Source organism: Streptococcus sp. 210928-DFI.4.42, assembly GCF_020554365.1.
Taxonomy (GTDB): domain Bacteria; phylum Bacillota; class Bacilli; order Lactobacillales; family Streptococcaceae; genus Streptococcus; species Streptococcus parasanguinis_S.
This window is the reverse complement of the sequence record NZ_JAJCHF010000005.1, coordinates 99,721-120,025: the sequence shown is the minus strand read 5'-3', so window position 1 is coordinate 120,025 and position 20,305 is coordinate 99,721. Positions and strand designations below refer to the sequence as shown.

At 43.8% G+C, this 20,305-nt stretch carries 13 protein-coding genes; all 13 read left to right on the top strand.

Features of this window, described 5'->3' with window-relative positions:
• Positions 1-104 precede the first annotated feature (104 nt).
• The gene (locus LIZ08_RS03345; RefSeq protein ID WP_003001800.1) at positions 105-848 is read left to right on the top strand and encodes a DeoR/GlpR family DNA-binding transcription regulator; all 744 of its coding nucleotides are present in this window, start codon (positions 105-107) and stop codon (positions 846-848) included.
• Entirely contained in the window at positions 845-1,756 is a 912-nt protein-coding gene (gene pfkB, locus LIZ08_RS03340; RefSeq protein WP_227038270.1) for a 1-phosphofructokinase, read from the top strand. Before LIZ08_RS03345 ends, pfkB begins: the two co-directional genes overlap by 4 nt.
• A complete protein-coding gene (locus LIZ08_RS03335; RefSeq protein WP_227038269.1) occupies positions 1,753-3,720 on the top strand; it encodes a fructose-specific PTS transporter subunit EIIC in 1,968 nt (655 codons plus the stop codon). Before pfkB ends, LIZ08_RS03335 begins: the two co-directional genes overlap by 4 nt.
• A gap of 131 nt (positions 3,721-3,851) precedes the next feature.
• Complete coding sequence (locus LIZ08_RS03330; RefSeq protein WP_003001888.1) at positions 3,852-4,226, top strand: DUF1149 family protein; 375 nt, start codon at positions 3,852-3,854, stop codon at positions 4,224-4,226.
• A gap of 3 nt (positions 4,227-4,229) precedes the next feature.
• Complete coding sequence (locus LIZ08_RS03325; protein WP_003007460.1) at positions 4,230-5,078, top strand: DegV family protein; 849 nt, start codon at positions 4,230-4,232, stop codon at positions 5,076-5,078.
• A 10-nt stretch (positions 5,079-5,088) separates the two neighbouring features.
• The gene (gene dapB / locus LIZ08_RS03320) at positions 5,089-5,856 is read left to right on the top strand and encodes a 4-hydroxy-tetrahydrodipicolinate reductase (RefSeq protein ID WP_070466007.1); all 768 of its coding nucleotides are present in this window, start codon (positions 5,089-5,091) and stop codon (positions 5,854-5,856) included.
• Positions 5,853-7,064 (top strand): CCA tRNA nucleotidyltransferase, encoded by a 1,212-nt coding sequence (locus LIZ08_RS03315; RefSeq protein ID WP_227038268.1) that lies wholly within the window; start codon positions 5,853-5,855, stop codon positions 7,062-7,064. Before dapB ends, LIZ08_RS03315 begins: the two co-directional genes overlap by 4 nt.
• Positions 7,061-8,929 carry an ABC-F family ATP-binding cassette domain-containing protein gene (locus tag LIZ08_RS03310; RefSeq protein ID WP_227038267.1) on the top strand — a complete coding sequence of 623 codons (1,869 nt, stop codon included), beginning with the start codon at positions 7,061-7,063 and terminating at the stop codon, positions 8,927-8,929. The genes LIZ08_RS03315 and LIZ08_RS03310 overlap by 4 nt, the downstream gene beginning before the upstream one ends.
• Positions 8,930-8,938: 9 nt before the next feature.
• Entirely contained in the window at positions 8,939-9,457 is a 519-nt protein-coding gene (locus LIZ08_RS03305) for a hypothetical protein (protein WP_003007452.1), read from the top strand.
• 86 nt (positions 9,458-9,543) lie between these two features.
• A complete protein-coding gene (locus LIZ08_RS03300; RefSeq protein WP_031573100.1) occupies positions 9,544-10,503 on the top strand; it encodes an ROK family glucokinase in 960 nt (319 codons plus the stop codon).
• A gap of 78 nt (positions 10,504-10,581) precedes the next feature.
• A complete protein-coding gene (locus LIZ08_RS03295) occupies positions 10,582-11,421 on the top strand; it encodes a thymidylate synthase (RefSeq protein WP_227038266.1) in 840 nt (279 codons plus the stop codon).
• Between the two features lie 203 nt (positions 11,422-11,624).
• Complete coding sequence (locus LIZ08_RS03290) at positions 11,625-19,568, top strand: CshA/CshB family fibrillar adhesin-related protein (protein ID WP_227038265.1); 7,944 nt, start codon at positions 11,625-11,627, stop codon at positions 19,566-19,568.
• A gap of 146 nt (positions 19,569-19,714) precedes the next feature.
• Complete coding sequence (locus LIZ08_RS03285; protein ID WP_003007444.1) at positions 19,715-20,224, top strand: dihydrofolate reductase; 510 nt, start codon at positions 19,715-19,717, stop codon at positions 20,222-20,224.
• Positions 20,225-20,305 lie beyond the last annotated feature (81 nt).

Here is a 20,305-nt window from a genome sequence, read left to right as displayed (position 1 = left end):
TTTTAGAATTTTTGAAAGAAAATGATAGAAAATGATAAAAGGTGTTGACATTTTTTGGAGATGGAGTATAATAGTCCTTGTAATCGATTGCAAAAGGAGGAGAAATGCTTAAGTCTGAACGAAAACAATTCATCCTCGAGAAGGTACTGAAGGAAAAATTTGTTTCCTTAGAAACCCTTGTACAAGAGCTGGGGACGTCTGAATCAACGGTTCGACGTGACTTGGATGAATTAGAAGCTGAAAGTAAACTTCGCCGGGTTCACGGCGGTGCGGAAAGCCTGCATTTTCTTCAAGAGGAAGAAAGCAATAAAGAAAAATCTATCAAAAACATTCAAGTTAAGTCAAAGATCGCGGTAAAAGCAGCGGAATTGATCAAAGATCATGACGTGATCTTTATCGATGCCGGGACGACCAATGAACTGTTGGTACAAGAAATTGTCAATCCAACGGTAACCGTGGTGACCAACTCGATTCACCATGCGACCAAGTTGGTCGAGCGAAATGTTCCAACGGTCATCATCGGTGGGAAGGTAAAATCTTCTACAGATGCTAGTATCGGAGGGATCGCGCTCAATCAGATCGGTCAGTTGAATTTTGACAAGGCCTTTCTTGGAATGAATGGAATCGATGATGAATTTTACAGCACTCCAGACCTGGAAGAAGGATCTGTTAAGCGTGCGATTATCGAAAATGCGAAAAAAACTTATATCCTAGCGGATGATTCGAAAATTGGGGTGACATCCTTTGTCAAAGTGGCTCCTATCAAGCGAGCCATGATTATCACCAATCAATGTGAACCGCAACGATTAAAGGTATTAAAAGAAAAAACGGAGGTTATAGAGGTTTGATTTATACAGTAACACTGAATCCAGCAATTGACTATATTGTCCGTCTCGATCATGTAGAGACAGGGGCGGTCAATCGGATGGCTTCGGAAGATAAATTCGCCGGTGGTAAAGGAATCAATGTCAGTCGTGTCTTAAAACGTCTCGATATCGAGAACACAGCGACTGGATTTATCGGTGGTTTCACCGGACGCTTCATTGAAGACGTACTGACTAGCGAAGCCATTTCAACCAACTTTGTGACAGTGGACCAAGATACACGGATCAATGTCAAGATCAAGGCCGATGAGGAAACAGAGATCAATGGGAATGGCCCAGAAGTGACGGAAGCTCAGTTGCAAGAATTGCTCAACATCTTATCGAGCTTAACAGAAGATGATGTTGTAGTCTTTGCAGGATCTGCTCCATCTTCACTCGGCAATGCCATTTACAAACAATTGATCGCAGCAACACGTGCGACAGGTGCGCAAGTGGTTTGTGATTTTGAAGGGCAAACCTTGATTGATTCCTTGGAGTTCAATCCCCAATTGGTCAAACCAAACAACCATGAGTTGGGAGATATTTTTGGCGTTACCTTGACGGAATTGCCAGAAATTGAACGCTATGCCAAAGAAATTTTGGCAAAAGGAGCACAAAACGTCATTATTTCCATGGCGGGTGATGGTGCTCTCCTTGTCAGTCCAAGCGGCACTTACTTCGCAAAACCAATCAAGGGTCAAGTGAAGAATTCTGTCGGGGCTGGAGATTCCATGGTAGCAGGCTTCACTGGGAAGCTCGCAACGACGGGAGATGTCATCGAAGCCTTCAAATGGGGCGTGGCTTGTGGAACAGCGACCACCTTCTCAGATGATTTGGCAACAGCTGACTATATAAAAGAAACTTATGAAAAAGTAGAGGTAGAAAAACTATGAAAATTCAAGACGTTTTAAACAAAAACGTGATGTTGTTTGACCTTCAGGCAACAGATAAAGAGGGCGTAATCAATGAGATGGTTCAATCGCTCGTTGACAATGGTGTGGTGACAGATTTTGACACCTTCAAGGCTGGAATCATGAACCGTGAAGCACAGACTTCAACTGGTTTGGGTGACGGAATTGCCATGCCCCACAGCAAAAATGAAGCAGTTAAAGAAGCTACAGTCTTGTTTGCAAAATCAAACAAGGGTGTGGACTATGCTTCGCTTGATGGTCAACCAACAGACTTGTTCTTCATGATCGCAGCTCCAGAAGGAGCAAACGATACTCACTTGGCAGCCCTAGCTGAATTGTCTAAGTACTTGATGAAACCAGGATTTGCGGACAAACTTCGCCAAGCAAGCACTCCTGATCAAGTGATCGCAGCCTTTGATGCAGAAGAGCAAGAAGCTGCAGCTGAAGAAGCGAAAAAAGCAGAAGCTGTCAAAGAAGCAGCTTCATCTGACAAACCTCTCATCGTTGCCGTAACAGCATGTACAACGGGTATCGCCCACACTTACATGGCAGAAGAAGCCCTCATCAAAAAAGGTGAAGAAATGGGTGTTACAGTCCGCGTTGAAACCAACGGTGCATCTGGTGTCGGCAACCGCTTGACAGCTGAAGAAATCGCCAAAGCTGAAGGGGTCATCATTGCAGCAGATAAAGCAGTTGAAACCGCTCGTTTCGATGGCAAAAAATTGATCTCTAAACCAGTCGCAGCCGGTATCCGTCAGACAGAAGAATTAATCCAAACCATCTTGGATGGCAAAGCAGATGTCTTCCACGCTGAAAATGCTGCACAAGCTAGCGCTAGCCAAGAAAAATTGAGCTTGGGTGGAGCCTTCTACAAACACTTGATGAGTGGGGTTTCTCAAATGCTTCCATTCGTTATCGGTGGTGGTATCTTGATCGCCCTTGCCTTCTTGATTGACCAAGTTATGGGTGTGCCTCAAGATCAATTGTCTAGTCTTGGTTCTTATCATGTATTAGCAGCACAATTTAAAACAATTGGTGGAGTAGCCTTTGGCTTTATGCTTCCTGTACTTGCAGGTTACATTGGATTCTCAATCGCTGAAAAACCTGGTTTTGTAGCAGGGTTTATCGCTGGATCTATTGCTAGCTCAGGGTCAGCATTTGGAAATATCGCCTACGGTGCTGCTAAAGGTGAATTACCAGCAGCCGTATCATCAGGTTTCCTTGGAGCTTTGGTAGGTGGTTTCCTTGCAGGTGGAGTTGTTCTCTTACTTCGCAAAGCCCTTGCAGGTCTTCCACGTTCACTCGATGGTATCCGCTCTATCCTTCTCTTGCCATTACTTGGTGTTGGTTTGACAGGATTCTTGATGTTCCTCATCAATATTCCAATGGCTGCTATCAATACTGGTCTTAATAACTTCCTTTCAAGCTTGTCAGGTAGCTCAGCTGTCCTTCTTGGACTTCTCGTCGGCGGTATGATGGCTGTCGATATGGGTGGACCAGTTAACAAAGCCGCTTATGTCTTCGCTACAGGTACACTTGCTGAATCTGTTGCTTCAGGTGGTTCTATTGTTATGGCAGCTGTTATGGCAGCTGGTATGGTTCCTCCATTGGCAGTATTCGTAGCAACAGTCTTGTTCAAAGATAAATTCACACAAGAAGAACGCGATTCAGGTTTGACAAACATCGTTATGGGTCTTTCCTTCATCACAGAAGGTGCCATTCCATTCGGTGCAGCTGACCCAGCCCGTGCCATCCCTAGCTTCATTGCAGGTTCAGCATTGACAGGTGCCCTTGTTGGTCTTGCAGGCTTGAAACTCATGGCTCCTCACGGAGGAATCTTCGTTATCGCCCTTACTTCAAACCCACTTCTTTACATCTTGTTCGTATTGATCGGTGCAGTCGTAAGTGGTATCTTGTTCGGATTGCTTCGCAAACCTAAAAACTAAATATGATTAAAAGGTTGGGGACTCCCAACCTTTTCTTCTTGTACTAGCGAAAAAATCACCTCATTCTACGTTGGTATCTTGAGCTGAATTATGATATAATAAGCCTATCGCATATTTTTAGGAGAATAAAAATGGATATTCAACGTGAAAAAGAATTTGTCAGCCAATACCACTATGATGCTCGTAATTTTGAGTGGGAAAAAGAAAATGGCATCCCTGAAACAAAAGTAGATGTAAACTTTCAATTGATCAATCGTGATCAAGAACAAAACACAACTTCTTTGATTGTCATCTTGAGCTACATGATCGTTTTTGACGGTTTTGTGATCAGCGGAACCATCACTCAAATCAACCACTTGTTTGGTCGTTATGTCAATGAACCAAGCGAATTCAGCAAAGACGAAGTGGAAGAATTGGCTCGCCCTTGCTTGAATATGCTCAACCGTTTGACTTACGAAGTCACAGAAATTGCCCTCGATTTACCGGGTATTAATTTGGAGTTTTAATCAATGAAATTAGCAGTGATCACGGATTCGTCTGCCTATTTACCGCAAGACGTGCTCCATCACGACGACTTATTTATTTTAGAGATCCCGATCTATATCGATGGGGAGTCTTATGTTGAAGGGAAGAACCTGACACACGATGAGTTCTACCAAAAGATGGCTGCGTCTAAGGAATTGCCAAAGACTAGCCAGCCGAGTGTGGCAGAGTTAGAAGAGGTCTTATCTGGTTTGACAGCTAAGGGCTATACGCATGCTATCGGTCTTTTCTTGTCATCTGGTATTTCTGGTTTCTACCAAAATATCCAATATTTGAAGGACGAATTTGAAGGCTTGACCGTCGAATTTCCGGACTCAAAAATCACCAGTGCTCCTCTAGGGATGATGGTAGAAGACTGCTTGAAATGGGCTGGTGAAGGCCGTTCTTTCGACGAGATTGTTGCCAATGTCCAACACCAGATTGATGGAACCTCCGCCTATATCATGGTGGATGATTTGAACCACTTGGTCAAAGGTGGTCGTCTGTCAAATGGGGCTGCCATTCTTGGGAACCTCTTAAGCATCAAGCCTATTCTTCATTTTAATGATGAAGGCGTGATTGAGGTCTTTGAGAAAGTCCGGACGGAAAAGAAAGCCATGAAACGCTTGGTAGAGATTGTTGTATCAGATATCGCAGATGGTCATTACCAAGTCTTTGTCATCCATGCCAATGTCCCTGAAAAAGCAGAGGCACTTCGCCAACTACTCATCGAAGAAGGAGTGGAAGGTGATATTCCTTTTGCTACCTTTGGAGGGGTGATTGGGACGCACTTAGGTGACCATAGCTTAGCAGTCGGGTATATCCCCATCGTTTAAGGAGAATTCTATGTCAATTAAAGTCATTATCGCGGGTTTCAAGGGAAGAATGGGACAAGCAGCCTACAAGATGGTTTCAGAAGATCCTGAGCTAGAATTAGCCGGCTTGATCGATCCATTTACTGATGAGACAGAGGTTGCAGGAGTCCCTGTCTTTAACCGCAAAGAAGATCTTGTGGGTCTAGAGGCAGATGTTTGGGTGGACTTTACCATGCCCAAGGTCGCTTACGAGAATACTCGCTTTGCAATTGAAAATGGCTTTGCGCCTGTTGTGGGAACGACTGGATTCACTCCTGAGCAGATCCAAGAATTGACAGACCTTTCACGTGAAAAGGATTTGGGTGGCTTGATCGCGCCGAACTTTGCCATTGGAGCCGTACTCTTGATGCAATTTGCAGCGCAAGCAGCCAAGTATTTCCCGAATGTGGAAATCATTGAATTGCACCACGATAAGAAAAAAGATGCACCGAGTGGAACAGCAATTAAGACCGCTGAGTTGATCTCTGAGAAGCGCGAGAAGATCCAGCAAGGTGCAGCAGATGAAGAAGAGTTGATGCCTGGGGCAAGAGGGGCAGAGTTTGAAGGGATGCGCATCCATTCGGTTCGATTGCCTGGCCTAGTCGCTCACCAAGAGGTGATTTTTGGTAGCCAAGGCGAAGGGTTGACTCTCCGTCATGATTCCTATGATCGTGTTTCCTTCATGACAGGAGTAAATCTAGGGATTAAAGAAGTTGTCAAGCGTCATGAGCTTGTTTATGGTTTGGAACACTTACTATGAGATTAGAAAAGATGCCTTCTGAGTTTCAGGAGGCTTTACCAATATTAGAGAAGATTAAAGCAGCTGGTTTTGAGGCCTATTTTGTTGGGGGATCTGTCCGAGATGCCCTCTTGGATCGTCCCATTCACGATGTCGATATCGCTTCCTCCTCTTACCCAGAAGAGACCAAGGCGATTTTTGATCGCACAGTAGATGTCGGTATCGAACATGGGACCGTCTTGGTCCTTGAAAATGGTCAAGATTATGAAATTACGACCTTCCGGACGGAGGATGTCTATGTAGATTATCGCCGTCCAAGCTCCGTGTCTTTTGTACGCTCGCTAGAAGAAGACCTCAAGCGTCGTGATTTTACGGTCAATGCCTTTGCCTTAAATGAAAAAGGAGAAATTGTCGATCTCTTTCAGGGGTTAGCAGATTTAGAAAACAAGGTTCTTCGGGCGGTTGGGCTTCCTCATGAACGCTTTCATGAAGATGCGCTCCGCATCATGCGAGGCTTTCGTTTTCAAGCCAGTCTTGGCTTTGAATTAGAAGACGCAACCTTTGATGCTATGAAGGAGTGTGCTCCTTTGCTAGAGAAGATCTCTGTTGAGCGCACTTTCATCGAGTTTGATAAGCTCTTACTTTCTCCATACTGGAGACAAGGCTTGGAGGCCATGCTTGCAAGCGAAGCCTTTCACTATCTACCAGAAATGAAGGATCGCAAAGAAGCACTTGAGCGTTTGTTTGACATAGAGCTTGAATTTACCTTTTCAACTTCTGAGCAAGCTTGGGCTGCTCTGGTTTTAGCACTAGACATTCAAGACATTCCAAAATTCTTTAAAAAATGGAAGACCTCAAGAGACTTTGCCAAGACGGTGGAGCAGATCGTGGAGATTCTTAAGCTTAGAGAAAAAGGAAGTCTAGACAAGCGTGCATGTTACAAGTATGAAAAGCGCTTGTTGCTACTAGCGGAAGAATTACGTGAAGCTTCTGAATTAAGCGTCGATTACCTAGCGATTGAGCAGGTCTATGATAGCTTGACCATTCATGATAAGCATGAAGTGGTGGTCAATGGCGGTATGCTGATCAAAGACTACGGCTTTCAACCAGGTCCAGCTTTAGGAGAGATTTTGACAAAAATTGAATATGCCATTGTCGATGGGGAACTGGCCAATGAGAAAGAGGCCATCATCGCCTATATCCAGCAAGCAAAAGAGGAGGAAAAATGAGCGATTTTATTGTCGATAAATTAACCAAATCTGTCGGAGATAAGACCGTCTTTCGTGAGATTTCCTTTATCATTCACGACTTGGATCGGATCGGATTGATCGGGGTCAATGGGACTGGAAAAACCACGCTGTTAGATGTCTTGTCAGGTCGCTCTGGCTTTGATGGAGATGTGAGTCCTTTTTCTGCCAAGAGTGATTATACGATTGGCTACTTAACGCAGGAACCAGACTTTGATGATCAAAAGACGGTTCTGGATACGGTGCTATCTAGTGATTTGCGAGAAATGCAACTGATTCGAGATTATGAATACTTGATGGCGGATTACCGAGAAGAGAACCAAGCACGTCTTGAGAAGGTCATGGCGGAGATGGATTCGCTCAATGCTTGGGAAATTGAGAGTCAGGTCAAGACGGTCCTTTCCAAACTTGGGCTTGAAGATTTGAACGCCAAAGTTGGGGATCTATCTGGGGGCTTGCGTCGTCGGGTGCAATTGGCACAGGTTTTGCTGTCTCATCACGACCTGCTCTTACTAGATGAGCCAACCAACCACCTAGACATTGATACCATCGAATGGTTGACCAATTTCTTGAAGAACTCTAAGAAAACTGTGCTCTTCATTACCCACGATCGCTATTTCTTGGATAATATCTCGACAAGGATCTTTGAGTTGGATCGAGCTAGCTTGATCGAGTATCAGGGCAACTACCAGGATTATGTCCGCTTAAAGGCTGAGCAGGATGAGCGTGATGCGGCCCTTCTTCATAAGAAGCAGCAACTCTATAAGCAGGAGTTGACCTGGATGCGGCGTCAACCTCAGGCGCGTGCGACCAAGCAACAAGCACGGATCAATCGATTCCATGATCTCAAGCAAGACTTGTCTGGTCAAAGCAACCAGACGGATTTGGAGATGAACTTTGAGACTAGCCGGATCGGAAAGAAAGTCATCGAGTTTAAAGATGTGAGTTTTGCTTTTGAAAACAAGCCAATTTTACAGGACTTTAACCTCTTGGTGCAAAATAAGGACCGCATTGGGATCGTTGGGGATAATGGTGTCGGCAAGTCCACCTTACTCAATTTGATCGCTGAGCGACTACAGCCACAGTCTGGGCAAGTCATTATCGGAGAAACCGTGCGGGTGGCTTATTTCTCACAACAGATTGATGGTTTGGATGAGAGCAAACGCGTGATTAATTTCCTCCAGGAAGTTGCTGAAGAAGTGAAGACGACCGTTGGGACGACTTCGATTGCTGATCTCTTGGAGCAATTTCTCTTCCCACGTTCCATGCACGGAACCTTGATCGAAAAACTCTCCGGTGGTGAGAAGAAGCGCCTCTTTCTTTTAAAACTCTTGATTGAAAAACCCAATGTGCTTCTTCTCGATGAGCCAACCAATGACTTGGATATCGCTACCTTGACGGTTTTGGAAAACTTTCTTCAAAACTTTGGAGGGCCAGTCATTACCGTTAGCCATGATCGCTATTTCCTAGACAAGGTCGCAAGCAAGATCCTGGCTTTTGAAAATGGGGGCATTCGTGAGTTCTTTGGCAATTATACGGATTACCTGGATGAAAAAGCCTTTGAAGCAGCCCAGGTAACGGCTAGTCACAAGGTTGAAAAAGAGAAACCTGTTAAGCCAAAAGAAGAGAAGAAACGCATGAGCTACAAGGAGAAGCAGGAGTGGGCAAGCATTGAAGCAGATATCGAAGCCATTGAAAATCGGATTGCAGAGATTGAAGTGGAGATGAATGAAAACGGCTCTGACTTTGGCAAATTGTCAGCTCTTCAAAAGGAATTGGATCAGGAAAATGAGCGACTACTTGAGAAGTACGATCGCTATGAATATCTGAGCGAATTAGATGAATAAGGAGGCCCTATGAATCAATTGAACCGGATATCCCTTGGGATTTCAGCCACTATTTTTACCATTATCGGTATCGTCTTGTTTATCAATCCAATTGAGCACATTGGCTCGTTTAGCTGGTTGATATCTTGTGGCTTCTTTTTAATCTCCCTTTCGCGTTTTTCACGCTATTACCGATTGCGTCAGGCTGGTATAATTCAGCAGCAACAGCTCTTTCACAGTATGGTCGCCTTGGTTTTTGCGGTCTACTTACTGCTTTATGGCTACAAGACCTTGCCGATTGTCTTTCCAGTCACTTTAGGAATTTGGCTGATCTACCGTTCGATTTTGAACTTCCGGAAAGCCAATTTCTACTCGAGGAAGGTTGAGGAACTGTCTAAGCGTTATATTTTCTTTGCCTTGCTACAGCTCTTCGTCGGCTTATTCTTAATCGTTAGTCCGCTTTCGATTAGCGTCTTTCTATTAAATATTATTGGTTTGATTTTCCTCATTTTAGGATTTCAATCCTTTAGTCTCTTGTTAAAAAGTTAAGAAAAGTTACGTGCAAACCTTTGCGTTTGATAAAAAGTCTGATATAATAGATCTGTAAGTGTTTACAAGTTTGAAAGGAGTTACAGATGTCTAAAAAAATTATTGGGATTGACCTTGGGGGAACTTCAATTAAGTTTGCTATCCTCACTTTGGATGGGGAAGTTCAAGAAAAATGGTCTATTAAAACAAATATCTTGGATGAAGGTAGCCATATCGTAGATGATATGATCGAATCCATCGCGCATCGTTTGAAAATGCTTGAGCTGGATGCTTCTGAGTTCCAAGGAATTGGAATGGGATCACCTGGTGTCGTTGACCGTGAAAAAGGTACAGTTATCGGTGCCTACAACTTGAACTGGAAGACCCTTCAACCAGTCAAAGAAAAGATCGAAACTGCCCTTCATATTCCATTCTTTATCGATAATGATGCCAACGTTGCTGCTTTGGGTGAACGTTGGAAAGGGGCTGGTGAAAACCAACCAGACGTTGTCTTCATGACACTTGGAACAGGTGTCGGCGGTGGGATCGTCGCTGAAGGTCGTCTCCTGCACGGTGTACGTGGAGCTGCTGGTGAGCTTGGTCACATTACTGTTGACTTTGATGATCCAATCCAATGTACCTGTGGTAAGAAAGGTTGTCTTGAAACGGTTGCCTCAGCAACTGGGATCGTTAACTTGACTCGTCGTTACGCCGATGAGTACGAAGGAGACGCTCAATTGAAAGTCTTGATCGACAACGGAGAAGAAGTAACAGCTAAAACGGTCTTTGACCTAGCAAAAGAAGGCGATGCTCTTGCTTTGATCGTCTACAAGAACTTCTCACGTTACCTTGGACTTGCTGCAGCCAATATTGGTTCAACCTTGAACCCGTCTAAGATCGTTATCGGTGGTGGGGTATCCGCTGCTGGAGACTTCCTCTTGGATGGTGTGCGCAAGGTCTTTGAAGAAAACTCATTCCCACAAGTGCGTGAATCAACACAATTGGCGCTTGCTACATTGGGAAATGATGCGGGTGTCATCGGTGCCGCATCTCTAGTATTACAATAAGATTAAAAGGAGATTTGCCTCTCCTTTTTTCTTTATCCTGTGATATAATGAAAGCAATAGTAGATTAAAGGAGGAGATATGACAAAAGCAGATACCATTTTTAAAGAGTATATTCGGAAAATCATGGAAGAAGGTGTTTGGTCTGAACAGGCCCGACCTAAATACAAGGATGGTAGAACGGCCAACTCCAAATACATCACGGGTGCCTTTATGGAGTTTGATCTTGCAAAAGGCGAGTTTCCCATTACGACCCTTCGTCCCATCGCGATTAAATCCGCCATCAAAGAGATGCTCTGGATCTACCAGGATCAGTCGAATAGCTTGGACCTTTTAGAAGACAAGTACAATGTCCACTACTGGAATGACTGGGAAGTGGGAGATAGCCGGACAATCGGTCAGCGCTATGGAGCTGTCGTCAAAAAGCATGACATTACGAATAAAATCCTCAACCAATTAGAAGCCAATCCTTGGAATCGCCGCAATATCATCTCGCTCTGGGATTATGATGCTTTTGAGGAGACAGAAGGACTTTTGCCATGTGCTTTTCAGACCATGTTTGATGTGCGTCGGGTTGATGGAGAGATCTATCTAGATGCGACCCTGACCCAGCGTTCAAATGATATGTTGGTAGCCCACCATATCAATGCCATGCAATATGTAGCTCTTCAGATGATGATTGCCAAACATTTTGGCTGGAAGGTTGGGAAGTTCTTTTACTTCATTAATAACCTTCATATCTATGACAACCAATTTAAACAAGCAGAAGAATTGCTCCGTCGGGAGCCTTCAGATTGTCGGCCACACTTGGTTTTGAATGTACCAGATGGAACCAATTTCTTTGACATCAAACCAGAAGATTTTGAACTGGTCGATTACGATCCAGTGAAGCCACAATTAAAGTTCGATCTTGCCATTTAGTGATCAATCAAGTTTTTTTGATGCCCTGATCTATTGGTAAAATCCTTTCAGAATTAAAACAATTTTAGCTAAAAATTTTTACTCATTTTTGAGTCAAAATGTTTTGAAAATCGTTCGGGTTTTGTTAAAATAGATAAGGTTTGGAAAAACTAAACAGTTTTAAAAAGAATGTTAATTTATAGATAAAAATGGAGGTCCATTAGATGGGGAAAGACTTATTTAATGATCGTATTAGCAGATTCTCAATTCGTAAACTGAATGTGGGTGTTTGCTCAGTACTTTTGGGAACACTTGTTATGGTTGGTACAGCCGCAAGTGCAGCCGCAGAAGAAAATACAGATACGACAAGTGAAAGTGTAGCAGCAGTTGCAACAGCGTCAGAAGCGCCAGCAACTTCAGCAGCTACTTCAACAGCATCAACTGCTGAAACAACTAGTACAGCAGCCACAACGTATGAAGCAAAGCCGGCTGTTACTGCAGCATCAACTTCAACAGCACCTGCTTCAACTAGTGAAGCAAGTAGCACGAGCACAGCAACATCTGCTGCCTCAACTGCACCGGAAACATCAACCGCTGCAACACCAAAATTAGAAGCAGCTACGTCAGCAAACAAGGCAGTAGAAGCAGCTGCAACAAGTGCAGATAAAAAAGAAACACCAACTCTTTCAGCTGGTCAAGGTGTACCAACAAACAATACACTAGCCACTGAAGAGACAGCACAAACTTCTGGTAAACGTCGTAGTCGTCGTTCAATTGGGGATCCAAACGATCCAAACCTCATCGGAGATGATGTCCAAGATGCCACTTCAACTCCGAAAGAAGCAAAACCAGGTTTCACAACAAATATCAAGGCTACAGACTTGGCCAGCCAAATCTCTTGGTTGGACTTTGGCGATACAGCTAGCTGGACAGGAACGACGACTACATCAAGCGGAAATCTGGCCCTTCAAGTGGGCTCAACCTACACCAAGGAAATCATGCCTGGCTATGTGGTTACTATCAAAGTTAAATCCTTAAAACCCTTCCAAGCGACAGAAATCTACAAAAAGCGCTTAGAAGAACGTGGAGCGACTGAAGCTGAAAAGGCTACCTATGACCCAAATGCTAAGAACGGATATATAGGAACAACTACTAGTGCTGCAACTAACAAAGCATTTAATAATGGTGAAGAAGCTAAAATTATTGCCGAAGCTCAAAACCGTTGGACAGAAATAAAAGGTGAAGGCATCGATACTGGCACTAAAAAAACAACCATCAGTTCCGAGTTTGATGGTGGCAATATTGGGGTTCAGTTTGAAATTTCTGCTACCTTCCGTGGCAAAGCCGTCAAACCTGCTGTAGTCATGGCAGATGGTGAGTCCGCTAATCCTGGTGAATCGGTTATTTTCACCACAAACGGAGAAGGTTGGCAACAAATTGGGGAGTGGTATAAATATGGAAGTAGATCTACTAAAACCTTTATTCCACAAGATACAGACAATTTATTTGGCCCAAATCCTACCTTTAATATAGAAGGTACGAATTACTATTCGACGAACCTTAACCTACTTAAACGTGCAAATGAAGTGGGGCCAGATAAAAAAGCGGTTGCTTGGAAGTACTTTGGAAGTGCTGATTTAACAACTGGAGGCCTCGGAACAGGGGTCTTCGGGCCAAATATTTCTGCAGGTCCTTCTGCCGTTCCCCTTGTTATGACAAAAGGAGCTTCTGAAGTTGGTCTTTACATTGCTTCAAGTGGTAAACAATCAGCCATGCTTGGATTCTTCCCGCTCGATGAAGGGGATGCACCAGAGTCTTATGGGAAGGCGATTCATTCGATTGCAACTGTAGATGGTGTAACAGGTAAGAAAGTAAACCAACCTTATCTAGGTCACTTAAGCCCTGATATGGATGAAAACAATACGCTTGATTGGACGGGTGATGACAAGGCGACCACTGCGGATGAAGGCATCGACCAATTACTTCCAAATGATCTCAAAGGGAAAACCAATGAGCTGATCAAGATGGACCGGACACGTCCAGGTAATTACACCATTTCAGTGGAAGCTCATACGGATGGAGCAGCAAAAGCTAACATCTATGGTTGGGTAGATTTCAACCAAAACGGAACCTTCGATGAAGATGAACGGTCTGATTTAACAACCATTACCCAAGATGGAACGGCTACGTTAAGATTTACAAAGAGTAAAACCTATATTGATCCTAGTGTCAATGAATTAGGTGTTCGTGTCCGGATTGCTAAGGATGCTGATCAAATTGAAAGCCCAACGGGGATGGCTTTCTCTGGTGAGGTTGAAGACTTTAAGACTCAAATCACTCACCCACCAAAAGGGGAATTTAAAGAAACAACTGGCCCTCAAGGTGCAAAACAAACAGCAACCGTAGCCTTTACTGCTCGAGGTTTGCAAGGCTATAGCCTAACTGAGTCAGCAAAAATTGATGAAACAGTAGCTCCACAAATGATAGATAACCGTACGGGGCAAGTCGTAACACCTGGTGCAGATGGCTACTATGCTGTAGCTGGTCAAGGGAAGTACAAGATCACTTCAAACGGAACTTCTGTGGATGTTGAGTTCATTCCCGAAGATCACTTCCTTGGAACAGCTGACGGTATCTCTATCCGTCGTACAGACAGCAATGGCTACGATACGGGTTGGTCAACAAAATTCCCAGCCGATGAAGCCAATGTCGATACTGCCATCAATACCATGGACGGTCTATACATCCCAACAGTTACACCAACGGAAATTGAAGGGGTAGATAAGACTTCATCAGATGTCCAAGGTGCGACTCAAACTGGTACACCTACCTTTAACACAACTACAACGAATGCTAATGGCGAAAAGATCTCTGTCACTCCAAGCTTGGAATACCCTGCTAAATTGGTGGACCCAGCGACTGGTCAAGTAACCAATGCAACCTCTGTAACAGTAGCGGGCGAAGGAACTTACAGCATTGATGATGCTACTGGTAAAGTAACCTTTGTTCCAGAACCAGGATTCACAGGTACAGCTCAAGGTGTTACCGTATCTGTAACAGCTCCTGTCGGAAAAGATAAAGACGGTACCGTCCGTGATGAATACCTTAAGACAGCAAGCGCTAAATACACACCAACGGTTACTCCAATCACAGTGACTCCTACAGACAAGGTTTCTGAGAATGTTCAAAATGTTCCTCAAACACAAACACCAACCTTTGATTTGAGTAATGATAAGACTGCTGAAATCACTAGCAAGAAACTGGTAGATCCAGCAACTGGTCAACCAACTGATGAAACAACAGTGACAGTAGCAGGTGAAGGTAGCTATACAATCGATCCTACTACAGGAGCGGTGACCTTCACACCTGAAAAAGACTTTGTTGGTACTGCAAAAGGAGTAACTGTTCAGGCAACTGCTACTATTACAAATGCTAATGGTAAGACTGCAACCATTACTTCAGATGCGACCTACACACCAACTGTTGTGCCAGCAGTTCCAACTGCAAACCCTGCAACTTCAAAAGATATCCAAGGTGCGACTCAAACCGGTACACCAACCTTTGCAGGAACTACTGTTCAAGTAAATGGTGAAGATAAAGCTATTACCATAAAAGACAATAGCTACACATTGCTAGATAAAGATGGTAACGAAGTTTCAACGACACCAGCTTATGCGGCAGACGGTACAACCGTGATCGGTAACTTCACAATCGACCCAGCAACGGGTCAAGTAACTTTCACACCGACTGATAAATCATACACTGGTGCAGTCACACCAGCCAAGGTTCAAGCTGAAAGCTCAAACGGTATCAAGGTGGATACAACTTACACACCAGAAATCGTTCCAGTAACCCCAACAGCAACATCAGCTGAAACAAAAGATGTTCAAGGTGCCACTCAAACGGGTAAACCTGAATTCAAAGGTGGAACCGTAACGGTTGATGGCGTTGAGAAGACTGTTGAAATCAATGAAGATGTTCCAGCAACATTTGACGATGGTTCAACAACTAAGAAAGTTGAAGGTGTTGGTACCTACACAGTAGCAGCAGACGGTACTGTTACATTTGTACCAGAAAAATCATTCGTCGGAACTGCACCAGCTGTAACAGTGGTTCGTGAAGATAAGAACGGAACCAAAGCTTCTGCAACTTATACACCAACTGTGACTCCAGTTACTCCAACTGCAAAACCAGTTGAAACGACAGATATCCAAGGTGCGACACAAACAGGTAAACCTGTATTTACTGAAGGCGATAGCCGTGTGCCAATGAACGATGATGTTCCAGCAACATTTGATGATGGCTCAACGACTAAGACAGTTGAAGGTGTTGGTACTTACACAGTAGCAGCAGACGGAACTGTAACCTTTGTCCCTGAAAAATCATTCACAGGTAAAGCACCAGCCGTAACGGTTGTTCGTGAAGATAAGAACGGAACCAAAGCTTCTGCAACTTATACACCAACTGTGACACCAGTCACACCGACAGCTACACCAGTTGAAACAACAGGTAAACAAGGTCAAACCCAAACAGGTAAGCCTGAATTTACTGAAGGCGACAGTCGTGTACCAATGAACGATGACGTTCCAGCAACATTTGACGATGGCTCAACGACTAAGACAGTAGAAGGCGTTGGTACTTACACAGTAGCAGCAGACGGAACTGTAACCTTTGTCCCTGAAAAATCATTCACAGGTAAAGCACCAGTCGTAACAGTTGTTCGTGAAGATAAGAACGGAACCAAAGCTTCTGCAACTTACACACCAACCGTAACTCCAGTAACTCCAACTGCAACACCAGCTGAATCTACTGGACCTCAAGGTCTTGTTCAAACTGGCACTGTAACCTTCACTGAAGGTGATGAAGTAGCTCCAATTAACAAGGATTCGATTACTCTTCTTGATGAAAATGGTCAACCAGCAGCATCAGTAGAAGCGAAATCACCAGCAGGTGATGTGATCGGTACATACACAGTTGATAAAGACACAGGTGTAGTTACTTTCACACCAACAGATAAATCTTACTCAGGTGATGTGGTTCCAGTTAAGGTTCAGGCAGCTGATGCAAATGGAACTACAGTTGAAACAACTTATACACCGAAGATTACTCCGGTTGTTCCAACTTCTGAAGATGCTACATCGACAGATATTCAAGGTCAAACACAATCTGGTAAACCAACCTTCACCGAAGGAAATCCAAATGTTCCAATCGATGAAGATACACCAGCTACCTTCGAAGATGGCTCAACTACGAAGACTGTCGATGGTGAAGGAACTTACACAGTTGCTCCAGATGGAACAGTAACCTTCGTTCCTGAAAAATCATTCACTGGAACAGCTACAGGCGTAACAGTGAAACGCGTGGATAAGAACGGTACTGAAATCACAGCGAAGTACACACCAACTGTGACACCAGTAACTCCAACTTCAACACCAGTTGAAACTACAGATATCCAAGGTGCTACACAAACTGGTAAACCTGTATTTACTGAAGGCGATAGTCGTGTGCCAATGAACGATGATGTTCCAGCAACATTTGACGATGGCTCAACGACTAAGACTGTAGACGGTGTTGGTACTTACACAGTAGCAGCAGATGGTACTGTTACATTTGTACCAGAAAAATCATTCATCGGAACTGCACCAGCTGTAACAGTGGTTCGTGAAGATAAGAACGGAACAAAAGCTTCTGCAACTTATACACCAACCGTAACACCAGTTACACCAACTGCAGAAGATACAACATCTACTGACAAACAAGGTCAAAAGCAAACAGGTACACCAACCTTCACACCAGGTAATCCAAATGTTCCAATGGATGATGATACACCTGCAACATTTGAAGATGGCTCAACTACGAAGACCGTTCCTGGTGAAGGAACTTACACAGTTGCTCCAGACGGAACCGTAACATTTGTTCCAGAAAAATCATTCACTGGAGAAGGTACAGGCGTAACGGTTAAACGTGTCGATAAGAACGGTACTCCAGTTACTGCTAAGTACACACCAACTGTGACACCAGTAACTCCAACAGCGACTCCAGCTACATCAGAAGCACCTCAAGGTGTGGTTCAAACTGGAACAGTAACCTTCACTGAAGGTGACCCAGTTGCACCAATTGACAAAGATACCATTACTCTTCTTGATGAAAATGGTCAACCAGCAGAATCTGTAGTTGCTAAATCACCAGAAGGTAAAGAAATTGGTACTTTCACAGTTGATAAAGAAACAGGCCTTGTAACCTTCACACCAACTGATAAATCTTACTCAGGTGATGTGGTTCCAGTTAAGGTTCAAGGTAAAGATACAAACGGAACAGTTGCTGAAACAACTTACACACCGAAGATCACTCCAGTTGTCCCAACTGCTGAACCTGCAACATCTACAGATATCCAAGGTAAAACACAAACAGGTACACCAAGCTTCACACCTGGTAACCCTGCAATCCCAATGGATGATGATGTACCAGCTACCTTTGAAGATGGTTCAACAACAAAAGTTATTCCAGGAGAAGGAACTTACACAGTTGCTCCGGACGGAACCGTAACCTTCGTACCAGAAAAATCATTCACAGGAACAGGTACAGGCGTAACAGTGAAACGTGTTGATAAGAACGGTACTCCAGTTACTGCAACCTACACACCAACAGTTACACCAGTAACTCCAACAGCTAAGCCAACAACATCTACTGATATCCAAGGTGCAACACAAACTGGTAAACCTGAATTCACTGAAGGTGACAGCCGTGTACCAATGAAAGATGATGTTCCAGCAACATTTGACGATGGTTCAACTACGAAGACAGTTGAAGGTGTTGGTACTTATACTGTAGCCCCAGACGGAACAGTTACATTTGTACCAGAGAAATCATTTGTCGGAACTGCACCAGCAGTGACAGTGGTTCGTGAAGATAAGAACGGAACCAAAGCTTCCGCAACTTACACACCAACCGTAACACCAGTTACACCAACAGCTGATCCTGCAACATCTACAGATATCCAAGGTCAAACACAATCTGGTAAACCAAGCTTCACGCCTGGTAACCCAAGTGTGCCAATGGATGATGATGTACCAGCAACCTTTGAAGATGGTTCAACAACTAAAGTTATTCCAGGAGAAGGAACTTACACCGTTTCTCCAGACGGAACAGTAACCTTCGTTCCAGAGAAATCATTCACAGGAACAGGTACAGGCGTAACCGTGAAACGTGTTGATAAGAACGGTACACCAATTACCGCTACTTACACACCAACTGTAACACCAGTTACACCAACTGCAGAATCAGTTACTTCAATTGGTAAGAAGGGTCAAACCCAAACAGGCAAACCAACCTTCACAGAAGGTGATAGCCGTGTACCAATGAATGACAAAGTTCCAGCAACATTTGAAGATGGTTCAACTACGAAGACAATTCCAGGTGTTGGTACTTACACAGTGGCAGCAGACGGAACCGTAACCTTCACTCCAGAACCTGAATTTACTGGAACTGCACCAGCTGTAACAGTGGTTCGCGAAGATGTGAATGGAACAAAAGCTTCTGCAACTTACACACCAACTGTCCTTCCAATCACTAAGTTTGTTGATAAAGAAGGTAAGGAAATCCCAGGATATCCTACAGTTGATGGAGAAGAACCAAAAGCTGAAATTCCAGGTTACCGCTTTGTGGAGACCAAGAAATTGCCTAATGGGGATACTGAACACGTCTATGAAAAAGTTACGACATCATATGTAGACGAAAATGGGGACCCAATCCCAGGTAACCCAACAGAAGATGGGGAACAACCGAAGAAGGATATCCCAGGTTATGACTTCGTGAAGACTGTTGTAGATAAAGATGGAAACACTCAACATATCTACAAGAAGACTGTGACACCAACTCCAATGCCGGATCCAACTCCGACACCAGAGCCACAGCCACAGCCACAGCCTACTCCACAACCGCAACCAATACCAGAACCACAACCTACTCCACAACCAAAACCAGAAGAACCAACGATTCCTGTCGTTCCAGAAACGAAAGAAGAAGTGAAGTATATTGATCCACAAAATCCTACTGCACAACTTCCAAACACAGGAACAAAAGAATCTTCTACTGCTGGTCTTGCAATGTTTAGTGCTTTAGCAGGTCTCTCATTATTCGGATTTGCAAAACGCAAAAAAGAAGACTAAGCTAACTTGTGGCTAAGAAAAACCGCGAAAATCTCGCGGTTTTTTCTGTTTGTATTTAAAAAAATATCCTACAAACTAGATAGTTGAAATCAGTCTTTTATAAGAAAATTTGATAAAATAGAAGTATCAGTGTAAAGGATGAGAGAATGAAAAAGATAATTGGTATCTGGGCTCAGACTGAAAATGGCATTATTGGAAAGGACCAAGTCATGCCTTGGCATCTGCCAGCGGAGCTTCAGCATTTCAAAGAAACAACCATGGGGCAGGTGATTCTCATGGGAAGAGTAACCTTTGATGGAATGAATAAAAGGGTTCTACCAGGTCGGACTAGCATTATCTTAACGCAAGACCAAGCCTACGATCCTGAAAATGATGCTGTACTCGTCATGCACAGCAAGGAAGAAGTCTTGGACTGGTATCAGAACCAAGAGAAGAATCTTTACATTATTGGAGGTAGTCAGATTTTAAAGCTCTTCTCTGACCAGTTAGAAGAATTGATCCAGACCATGATTCATGCAACGATTGATGGAGATACATTGGCACCAAAATTTGAAGAGAACCGCTATGAAAGAGTCCGTCAAGTCCATCATCCGAAAGATGAGAAGAACCCATATGATTTTACGGTCAACTATTATAAGAGAAAGGATTTAGACTAATGGAGCGAAGTGTCTTTGGTTTTTTTACAGCTGTCCTATGTGTCATCTGTTTGATTTGCGCCTTACAAACCTTTCGTAAAA

What these genes read in the sequence shown, in the direction of transcription:
- LIZ08_RS03345 (WP_003001800.1), top strand. Translation starts at nt 105, where the DNA reads ATGCTTAAGTCTGAACGAAAACAATTCATCCTCGAGAAGGTACTGAAG.
- LIZ08_RS03335 (WP_227038269.1), top strand. Translation starts at nt 1,753, where the DNA reads ATGAAAATTCAAGACGTTTTAAACAAAAACGTGATGTTGTTTGACCTT.
- LIZ08_RS03330 (WP_003001888.1), top strand. Translation starts at nt 3,852, where the DNA reads ATGGATATTCAACGTGAAAAAGAATTTGTCAGCCAATACCACTATGAT.
- LIZ08_RS03325 (WP_003007460.1), top strand. Translation starts at nt 4,230, where the DNA reads ATGAAATTAGCAGTGATCACGGATTCGTCTGCCTATTTACCGCAAGAC.
- dapB (WP_070466007.1), top strand. Translation starts at nt 5,089, where the DNA reads ATGTCAATTAAAGTCATTATCGCGGGTTTCAAGGGAAGAATGGGACAA.
- LIZ08_RS03315 (WP_227038268.1), top strand. Translation starts at nt 5,853, where the DNA reads ATGAGATTAGAAAAGATGCCTTCTGAGTTTCAGGAGGCTTTACCAATA.
- LIZ08_RS03310 (WP_227038267.1), top strand. Translation starts at nt 7,061, where the DNA reads ATGAGCGATTTTATTGTCGATAAATTAACCAAATCTGTCGGAGATAAG.
- LIZ08_RS03305 (WP_003007452.1), top strand. Translation starts at nt 8,939, where the DNA reads ATGAATCAATTGAACCGGATATCCCTTGGGATTTCAGCCACTATTTTT.
- LIZ08_RS03300 (WP_031573100.1), top strand. Translation starts at nt 9,544, where the DNA reads ATGTCTAAAAAAATTATTGGGATTGACCTTGGGGGAACTTCAATTAAG.
- LIZ08_RS03295 (WP_227038266.1), top strand. Translation starts at nt 10,582, where the DNA reads ATGACAAAAGCAGATACCATTTTTAAAGAGTATATTCGGAAAATCATG.
- LIZ08_RS03290 (WP_227038265.1), top strand. Translation starts at nt 11,625, where the DNA reads ATGGGGAAAGACTTATTTAATGATCGTATTAGCAGATTCTCAATTCGT.
- LIZ08_RS03285 (WP_003007444.1), top strand. Translation starts at nt 19,715, where the DNA reads ATGAAAAAGATAATTGGTATCTGGGCTCAGACTGAAAATGGCATTATT.